This window comes from Vulcanococcus sp. DEBay_Sum22DG08_74, assembly GCF_017852955.1.
Lineage (GTDB): Bacteria > Cyanobacteriota > Cyanobacteriia > PCC-6307 > Cyanobiaceae > Vulcanococcus.
On the sequence record NZ_JAFMKL010000072.1, the window covers coordinates 1 to 8,808 of the forward strand.

The 8,808-nt window shown below is 65.9% G+C and carries 10 protein-coding genes; 5 read left to right on the forward strand and 5 right to left on the reverse strand.

What is annotated here, in order from left to right:
- The 3 genes from QZ184_RS08290 to ruvB form a co-directional block, all read right to left on the reverse strand.
- Positions 1-959 (reverse strand): amidohydrolase (locus QZ184_RS08290; RefSeq protein ID WP_296419030.1); only part of this gene is annotated, 959 nt, incomplete at its 3' end.
- Positions 959-1,696: a tetratricopeptide repeat protein gene (locus tag QZ184_RS08295; RefSeq protein ID WP_296419032.1), complete on the reverse strand. Its 738-nt coding sequence runs from the start codon at positions 1,694-1,696 to the stop codon at positions 959-961. The genes QZ184_RS08295 and QZ184_RS08290, both read right to left, overlap by 1 nt.
- Entirely contained in the window at positions 1,693-2,733 is a 1,041-nt protein-coding gene (gene ruvB / locus QZ184_RS08300; RefSeq protein WP_296419034.1) for a Holliday junction branch migration DNA helicase RuvB, read from the reverse strand. Before ruvB ends, QZ184_RS08295 begins: the two co-directional genes overlap by 4 nt.
- Positions 2,734-2,811: 78 nt before the next feature.
- Between ruvB and smpB the strand changes: the two genes are divergently transcribed.
- Complete coding sequence (smpB, locus tag QZ184_RS08305) at positions 2,812-3,309, forward strand: SsrA-binding protein SmpB (protein ID WP_010314107.1); 498 nt, start codon at positions 2,812-2,814, stop codon at positions 3,307-3,309.
- Here the strand turns inward: smpB and QZ184_RS08310 are convergent.
- On the reverse strand, positions 3,303-4,904 hold the full coding sequence (locus tag QZ184_RS08310) for a serine/threonine protein kinase (RefSeq protein WP_296419035.1): 1,602 nt from the start codon (positions 4,902-4,904) through the stop codon (positions 3,303-3,305). The two genes, smpB and QZ184_RS08310, sit on opposite strands and share 7 nt — an antisense overlap.
- A 9-nt stretch (positions 4,905-4,913) precedes the next feature.
- Entirely contained in the window at positions 4,914-5,921 is a 1,008-nt protein-coding gene (locus QZ184_RS08315) for a cysteine synthase A (protein WP_296415563.1), read from the reverse strand.
- Between the two features lie 78 nt (positions 5,922-5,999).
- Between QZ184_RS08315 and egtB the strand changes: the two genes are divergently transcribed.
- The 4 genes from egtB to QZ184_RS08335 form a co-directional block, all read left to right on the forward strand.
- Entirely contained in the window at positions 6,000-7,181 is a 1,182-nt protein-coding gene (egtB, locus tag QZ184_RS08320) for an ergothioneine biosynthesis protein EgtB (protein WP_296419036.1), read from the forward strand.
- A complete protein-coding gene (gene egtD / locus QZ184_RS08325; protein ID WP_296419037.1) occupies positions 7,178-8,158 on the forward strand; it encodes an L-histidine N(alpha)-methyltransferase in 981 nt (326 codons plus the stop codon). Before egtB ends, egtD begins: the two co-directional genes overlap by 4 nt.
- A gap of 19 nt (positions 8,159-8,177) precedes the next feature.
- The gene (locus tag QZ184_RS08330) at positions 8,178-8,405 is read left to right on the forward strand and encodes a hercynine metabolism small protein (RefSeq protein WP_247476554.1); all 228 of its coding nucleotides are present in this window, start codon (positions 8,178-8,180) and stop codon (positions 8,403-8,405) included.
- Positions 8,402-8,808, forward strand: a 407-nt coding sequence (locus QZ184_RS08335) for a hercynine metabolism protein (RefSeq protein ID WP_296419038.1), incomplete at its 3' end; no start/stop codon positions are given. The genes QZ184_RS08330 and QZ184_RS08335, both read left to right, overlap by 4 nt.

Below are 8,808 nucleotides of genomic sequence, written 5' to 3' on the forward strand. Positions count from 1 at the left end.
AGTTCCACCGCCTCATCCGCCAACAGCTGCGTCAGTTCGGGGTCGTTGTGGACCGGCGGGGAGATGCAGCGGTAGCGCACCCGAGCCTCGCCTCCATAGCCCTTGCAAATGGCCTGCACGGTCTCCTCAATCCAGCCCGGCAGCTGGGCATGCAACTCCAAATCCAGGCAACGGACCGTTCCAAGCAACCGGACGTGATCGGCAATCACGTTGAAGGCCTTGCCCCCTTCAATCCGGCCGAAGCTGACCACCACCGGGTGCAACGCGTCCAAGCGGCGGCTGATGGCCTCCTGCAAACCACTCACCACCCGAGCCGCGATCCAGATGGCATCGGTGCTCTGGTGGGGCCGCGCGCCATGGCCACCCTCACCCAAGACCTCCACCTCCAGTTCACCGGCGGCGGCGGTCAGGCTGCCGCTGCGCACCCCGATCGTTCCGACCGAAAGACTGGGGAAGACATGCACGCCAAACAGGGCATCCACACCCTGCATCGCCCCATCGGCCACCATCCAGGCCGCCCCTTGGGCAGTCTCCTCCGCCGGTTGAAACAGCAAGCGAACCGTGCCGCCCAGCTGCTCGGCCAAGGGCGCCAGGATTCGAGCCACGCCCAAGCCGACGGTGGTGTGGATGTCATGGCCGCAGGCATGCATCAGGCCCTGGTTCAACGAGGCATAGGGCAGGCCCGTTCGCTCCTCCACCGGCAACGCATCCATATCCACCCGCAGGGCCACCACGGGGCCACCGCTCGGACCCAGTTCCGCCAGCACCCCCGTGCGGCCCACCCCTTCTTGGACACGCCATCCCAGCTTGCGCAGCTCGCCGGCCACCAAAGCGGCGGTCTGATGCTCATTGCCGCTGAGTTCCGGATGGGCATGCAGATGCCTGCGAATCGCCAGCAGCTCCTGCTGGGCGGCCTTGACCTCCGCCTTGAGCTGGTCGCGGGAGAGCAGATCGGGCATCAGCTGCTCAAGGCCAAAAAGTCCGACAGGGCTTGGACCGGAACCGGCGGCCAGCGCCGAATCTCTAGGAGCCATTCTGGCTGGCGGTAACGCGGATCCAAGCCCGCAGCCGAAGCCCAATGGCTCTCGGCTTCGCCGGACTCACCCTTCCGCCAAAGCACCGCCGTCAAAGCAGCCCTGGCGTCGGCGAAAAGGGGGTAGCGGCGAATGATGCTGCGCAACTCCTTTTCGGCCAGGTCCAGATCCCCCAGCTGAAAATCCGCTAGGGCCGTACTGGAGCGGGCCATCGCAAAACCTGGACGGGTCTCGGCCGCCTGATCAAAGCTGCCGCGGGCTTGCCGCCAGTCCCCCTTGGAGCCCTGCACATTGCCGAGGTTGTAGAGCGCAGAAGCATCGGCGCCGCGCTCGAGGATCCAGCGGTAATCGGCCTCTGCGGCATCCCACTGCTTCAGGGCTTCTTCAGCTGTGCCGCGGTTGAGATGGGGATCGGCGTTGCTCGGATCCAGCTGCATCGCCTTGGACTGGTCGGCAATCGCCGCCTCGGGGTCACCCAGGGCCAGCTGGACATTGCCTCGATTACTCCAAGCCGCAGCGTCCTCCGGAGCCAGCTCCAGGACCTGGTTCCAAAGATCCAAGGCCTGGGGGAACGCCCCCTCACGACTCGCCGTCAGGGCCTGGTCAAACAGTTGGGGCAGGCTCAGCTGCACCGCCAGCAAAACGGCGAAAAGCGCTGTCATGCCGCCTGATCCTGCAGGTGATCAATGCCCGCCTGGGTGATCACCCGACCGCGGGGGGTGCGTTGCAGCAGCCCCTGCTGCAGCAGAAACGGTTCCACAACTGATTCGAGGGTGACGGGGTCTTCGCCCAGTCCGGCCGCGAGGGTGTCGAGGCCCACCGGGCCACCGCCAAAACCGCTGTGGAGCAGATCCAGCAGCCGCCGGTCGCTGGCATCCAAGCCGCGGCCATCCACCCGGTGCAGGCTCAAGGCCTGCTGCACCAGCTCAGCGCTCACCCGTGCATGGCCGCCGACCGAAGCCACATCGCGCACCCGCCGCAGCAGACGGTTGGCGATGCGCGGGGTGCCCCGGCAGCGGCGCGCCACCTCCAGAGCAGCCTCTTCCGCCAGATCCAAGGCGAGCAGACCGGCCGCCCGCTGCACGATCGCCTGCAGATCCTCCAGTCCGTAGAACTCCAGCCGCTGGATCAGACCGAAGCGATCCCGCAGGGGTGAACTCAAGGAACCCGCCCGCGTCGTCGCCCCCACCAAGGTGAAGGGGGCCAAGGGAATCGTGCGGGTCCGAGCCGTCGTCCCCTTGCCGACCGTGAGATCCAGGCGGAAGTCCTCCATCGCCGGGTAGAGCAGTTCTTCGGCGACCCGCGTCAGGCGGTGAATCTCGTCGATGAACAGCAGCTCCCGGGGCTGGAGATTCACCAGCAAGCCAACGATGTCGCGGGGACGCTCGAGGGCAGGCGCACTGGTGATGCGGCACCGCACCCCCAACTCCTCGGCCAGGACCATCGCCATGGTGGTCTTGCCCAGACCCGGAGGGCCGTAGAGCAGCACGTGATCCAGGGCTTCGTCGCGGGCGCGGGTGGCCTCAATCGCAATCCCGAGAACCTGCTTGAGCTCGCTTTGGCCGATGTAATCGGCTAACTGCTTGGGCCTGAGGGAATCCTCGCGCTGGAGCGGCTTCTCTTGCTCACTGACGGCAGGATCCACCAACCTCGGGGCCGGCTGACGCGGCGCTGTTGATCCCGAAGAAACGATGGCCATCGCCCGAGGGTATCGGCAGCGGACGACCACCGGCCAGCGGATCCATCCCTAGGGTCACTGGATTGAGATCGCGGCGCCATGGCTAAGGGCGGGGGCAAAAAGAACGCCAAGGCCCTTCGGGACGCCGCCAACAAATTGCTGGCGGACAACCGCTTTGCGCGGCACCAGTACGAAATCCTCGAAACCCTCGAGTGCGGGGTCGAGCTGATGGGCACCGAGGTCAAGTCCATCCGGGCTGGGCAGGTCAACCTGCGGGATGGCTTCTGCCTGATCCGCAAGGGACAGCTGCAACTGCACAACGTCCACATCTCCCCCCACACCCACGCCGGCGCCTACTTCAACCACGAGCCCCTCCGGACCCGCCGGCTGCTGGCCCACCGCAAAGAGATCGACAAACTGCGCATCGCCGTCGATCAGAAGGGCCTCACCCTGATTCCCCTCAACATCCACCTCAAGGGCTCCTGGATCAAAGCCACCATCGGCCTCGGCAAGGGCCGCAAGCTCCATGACAAGCGTCAGGAGGAGCGGCGCAAGCAGGACATCAAGGACGCCAAGAAAGCCATCGCCCGCTACTGATTCGGGTCAACCCGCAAGGAGAGCGTCAAGCTCGCCGAGGACAAGCCGTCGTTGCTGATCAGGACCTGAACCGGGGAGCGTTTGACCTCCCCAAGGCTCACCACCCGCAGTGGTCCACGCGCCTCCAGCAGCTGTCCATCGGCGGCGAAGACGCTCATCTGCATCAAGGCCGATCCCCTCACGCCAAGGACCAAGCGACTGCCAGGCGGAACCTGAATCGGGAACACCCGGGCGCCCCCAGCTGGCACCCAGGCAGAGACGGTCTTGGTGCTGTTGCGCTTCCCCTCGATCAGCTCGATCTGCAGGTTGCCCAGGGCTTGTTCAGCGGCGGCATACCAGAGCTGCCGAAAGGGCTCCGCGGGGATCTCGGCAGCCTGGGAACCGTTCAGCAGGTTGAGCGCGCTCCCAGAGACCAGCTTCTGGACCACCTCCGGGCTGAGTCCCTGAGCCACGAGGCCCTGCTGGCGGCGATTCCAATCGGTGGCGGTGAGATTGCCCAAGCGCGGCCGCAAGGGCAGCGGCAACTGCTCCACGCGGCTCAGCCAATCCTCAGCCAGTTCACTCCACACCATGCGCAGGGGTGCATCCGCCTGGCTATCCGATGGCAGCCGGCCACCACGCTCCAGAAAGCTGGCGTCCACCAACTTCAGGAACCAGCGGCGATCCACCTGCAGGGCCCGCAGGCGATTGAGCAACTGCTCCCGCTGATTGATCTCCGCCGCCGGCAAGCTCGAGCGGAGCCGAAAGCTGGGAAGCGCCATTGGGCTACTGACCTTGCCCCGGCTCAAGACCAACCACCCCAAGGCGGTCCCCACCAAGGCAGCGAGCACCAGCGCAACCACCACCGGCCAAAGCCGTCCTTCCGCGTCCTGCTCCTGCTGCCGCTTGCGCCTCCGCGATGGGGTGGAGTGCTTAACCAGCGGGATTGGAGCAGGTAATGCGGGAGTGAATTGTTGAAAAGCCGCCAGAGCAGCCGCCGCTGAAGGGAAACGCAGCTCAGGCCGATCGCTACTCAAGGCCTGCAGGGGCCCAATCGATGCCAAGGCCGCCGCGGCCTCAGCACCCAGCAAGGCTTGGGCGCACTCGCCGAGAGCCAGCAAATCCCGCTGGGGATCCCATGGGGCTGGCTGCTCCAGGGCTAGGGGGACGGGCAGCCCATCCGCCGATCGCCTCAGGAGTTGGGACGGCGACCAGTCCCCGCAGGAGAGACGATGGCTGTGCAGCAAAGCCATCAGGGGCAAGAGCTGCCGCAACAGCTCCAGGACCTCTGGGATGTCGAAGGTCTGTCCACCCTCCAGCAAGGCCTGAAACGACTCCCCCTCCTGCCAAGGGCGCGGTAGCCAGAGCTCCCCATCGCTGCTGATCAGATCGGCAAAGCGAGGCAGCTGGGGATGGAGGACCCCCTGCAGCTGAAGCCAGCGCTTGCTCCACTCCTCCCGCTGGTCATCGCTCAGCCCGCTCAGATGGAGAAGGTGCACCGACGCATCGGCTGCCGCTTGATCACTGGCCAGCCAGCGGTTCTCCGCAAGGGAGCGCTCGAGTCGATAGCGACCGCCGATCAGCGCCCCTGGCTCCAACCTCGGATCGTCTTCCACCAATGTGGATCAGGCCGCGCGCTCAGGTTGCTCCAGACCTTTGCCCTTCAGCCACTCACCGTCATAAAGCCGTGACCGATAGCGATCGCCGCTGTCGCAGAGGACCGTGACGATGGTGTGTCCGGGCCCCATGCGACGTGCTGTCTCGACGGCCGCCGCCACATTGATGCCGACGGAGCCGCCGAGGAACAGGCCCTCCTGCCAGAGCAGGTCGTAGATCGTTTGAAGGGCGTCCTGATCGTGGATCCGGACCGCGTCATCCACCGGAGCCCCCTCCAGGTTCGCGGTCACCCGACTGTTGCCAATGCCCTCGGTGATCGAGTTGCCCTCGCTGCTGAGCTCGCCACTGGTGGCCCAGCTGTAGAGGGCGCTGCCGTGGGGATCAGCCAAGACACAGCGCAGCTGCGGCTTTTTCTCCTTCAGATAAAGCGCCACGCCGGCATAGGTGCCACCGGTGCCGGTTGCCGCCACCCAGGCATCCACCTTGCCGCCGGTTTGCTCCCAGATCTCTGGTCCAGTGGTCTTGTAGTGGGCGCGGCGGTTGGCGAGGTTGTCGAACTGATTCGCCCAAACCGCGCCGGGAATCTCTTCGGCAATGCGGCCTGAGAGGCGGACGTAGTTGTTCGGGTCCTTGTAGGGCACAGCCGGAACCGTGCGCACCTCAGCCCCCAGGCTGCGCAACAGGCCAATCTTTTCGGCCGATTGGGTCTCTGGAATCACGATCACCGCCCGATATCCGCGGGCATTGCAGAGGTGCGTCAGGCCAATGCCGGTGTTGCCCGCCGTCCCTTCCACCACGGTGCCGCCGGGCTTGAGCAGACCCTGTTCTTCCGCCTCCAACAAAATCCCAAGGGCTGCTCGGTCCTTGACGGAGCCACCGGGGTTCATGAACTCGGCCTTGCCGAGGATCTCGCAACCGGTCAGAGCACTGAGGGCATTCAGACGAATGAGCGGGGTCTGGCCCACCGCACCGACGAAGCCGGATGCAATCCCCGGAGTGCTGGCGCCCATGCCCATTTCTGCGTTACGGCGATCGTAGAAGCGTTGATGCAGCAAGGTTGAGCTTCTAGGGTCCGCTCAGCGGAAGCCGACGGAATGGTGACGACCTCAGCTGCCGCAGTCTTGCCGCGTCTGCAGGAAATCCGCCGGGCGACCGAGCAACTGATCGCGGGCTTGCAACCGGAGGACCTCTGCCTGCAGGGGATGCCCGACGCGAGCCCAGCGAAGTGGCATCTCGCCCACACCACCTGGTTCTTTGAAGAGTTCCTGCTGAGCCAGCTGGAGGGCTACGACTGCGCCGATAGCCGCTGGCGCTACCTGTTCAACAGCTACTACGAGTCGGTGGGCGAACGGCACGCCAGACCGGAGCGTGGCCTCCTGACCAGGCCTTCCATCGCTGAGGTGCTGGCCTGGCGCCAACGCGTCACCGCTGCGCTGATGGCCGAGCTGGATCACCTGCCGGCTGCACTCGTGGAACTGGGGCTGCAGCACGAGCAGCAGCACCAGGAGCTGCTGCTGATGGATCTGCTGGATGGCTTCAGCCGCAATCCCCTGGAACCTGAAGCAATCGCCGAACCCGAAGCGGACTACGAGGCCAGCTGGGCCAACCCAGGGCCAGGGGGCTGGAAACACTTCGAGGGAGGCCTCGTGGAGATCGGTCTCGATCCGGCCTCGGGGCAATTTCACTTCGACAATGAAGCCCCTCGCCACCGGGTCTGGCTGGAGCCCTTTGCCATCAGCCAACGGCTGGTGAGCAATGCCGAGTACGCCGCCTTCATCGCCGACGGGGGCTACAAGCGCGCCGACCTCTGGATGAGTGAAGGCTGGGCCCTGGTGCAGGACCGGGGCTGGCAAGCTCCGCGCTACTGGCGGGGCGAATGGGAATTCAGCCTCGCGGGCCGCAGGCCGCGCCATCCCGATGCCCCAGTGCGGCACATCAGTTGGTTCGAGGCCGATGCCTACGCCCGCTGGGCCGGGGCCCGCTTGCCCGAGGAAGCCGAATGGGAGCTGGCGGCCACCAGCGGCCAGCTGGCACAGGTCTTCGGCTGCCTCTGGCAGTGGACGGGCAGCCCCTACCGGCCCTATCCCGGCTTTGCGCCTGCCGCTGGGGCCATTGGTGAGTACAACGGCAAATTCATGAGCTCACAGTTCGTGCTGCGGGGCAGCTGCTTTTTGACGCCGGCCGGACACGAGCGCCTGAGCTACCGCAACTTCTATCCACCCCACAGCCGCTGGATGGCCAGCGGAATTCGCCTCGCGAAGGGGGTGCAGCGATGACCAGCACCCTGCAACGCAGCGGCGTGCCGGAACTGCTCGATCTGCATCCCGCGGCGGCGGACATGCGCCAGCTGGTGATCGAGGGCCTAAGCCAAACCCCCAAGCAATTGCCGGCCTGGTTTCTCTACGACGCCGAAGGATCGCGGCTGTTCGACCTGATTTGCCAACAGCCCGAGTACAGCCTGACCAAGACCGAGACAGCCCTTCTCGAAAACCAGGCTCAGGCGATGGCCGCGGCCCTCGGCGAGGGCACCCTGGTGGAGTTCGGAGCCGGCAGCGCCCGCAAGGTGGGGCCACTGCTGCAGGCGCTGGAGCAGCCGGCCTACGTCGCCCTGGACATCAGTGCCGACCATCTGGCCACGGCCTGCAGGCGCCTGCAAGGGGACCATCCCGGCGTGCCGATGTTGGGCATCTGCTGCGACTACAGCCAACTGGAACAGCTGCCAAGCCATCCTCTGCTGAAGACGCAACGGCGCCTGGGGTTTTTCCCAGGCAGCTCCCTCGGGAACTTCACCACCGCTGCCGCCGAAGCGCTCTTGCGGCAATTTCGGCGGCTACTCGGTCCCAGTGGAACCCTGCTGATCGGCATCGATCAACCGAAAGCCACCGAACGGCTAGAGGCGGCCTACGACGACGACGCAGGGATCTCGGCCCGCTTCGCGCTCAACCTGCTCCAACGGCTGAATCGCGATCTGGACTGCGATTTCGACCTGGACCAGTTCCGCTACCAGGCCCGCTGGGTGCCTGAAGCCAGCCACATCGAGATGGCCCTCATCAGCCAGCGGGAGCAAACGGTGCAGGCCTGCGGCCGCAGCTGGCACTTTGCGGCGGGCGAAGCCCTCGTCACCGAAACCAGCCACAAGTACAGCCCAGAGGCCTTCCTGGACCTCGCCGCCCGGGCCGGCTGGAGCAGCGAAGCCCGCTGGAGCGATCCCCGCGGCGACCTGTCGCTGCACCTGCTGAAGCAGGCAGACTGAACGCCCTCACGGAACTGCGATGGCGAGGGAAGATCAGCGGCGAGCGTCCCGGGAACTGCGGGAAAACCTGATTGCCCAACTCGAGGAGCTCTACGGCGAGGCCTTTGAGCAACTGACCACCCAGAACCTCGGAGAGGGCGCCATTGCCCGCCTCACCCAACTGCTGCTGCGCTCGCGGGAGGCCGCAATCACCCCGCTGCAGGAGGAGATCGAAGCCCCGCTGATCACCCGTCCTCCCTCGGCGTGAGTTCCTGGTCCTGGTGGGATGAGCTCGAAGACAAGCTCGAGCAGCAGCTCGAGGCCTTCCTGAGGTCCCATCCCGAGCAAAGCGCACGGCTACGGGAGGAGCTGCTCAGCGAGGCCGCCCAACTGCGGCGGACCCTGCTGGAACTCGCAGCGGAGATCAAGCAGTGGCAAGGGCGCACGCAACGGGCACAAGCCGCTGGTGCCCATGACCTGGCGAAGCGGGCGCAGGATCACCTGGATGGGCTGATGCAGCAGGGACGGGGCCACTGGCAGCGCCTCGAAGCCATTGGCCAGGAACTGCAGCAGCGCCCGGCCCAAGCCCAACCAAGACCCGCCCCCAGTCCCAGCGACAACCTGGATGCGGCCTGGGCCCGCTTTGAAACCGAGCAGGCCCTCGAAGAGCT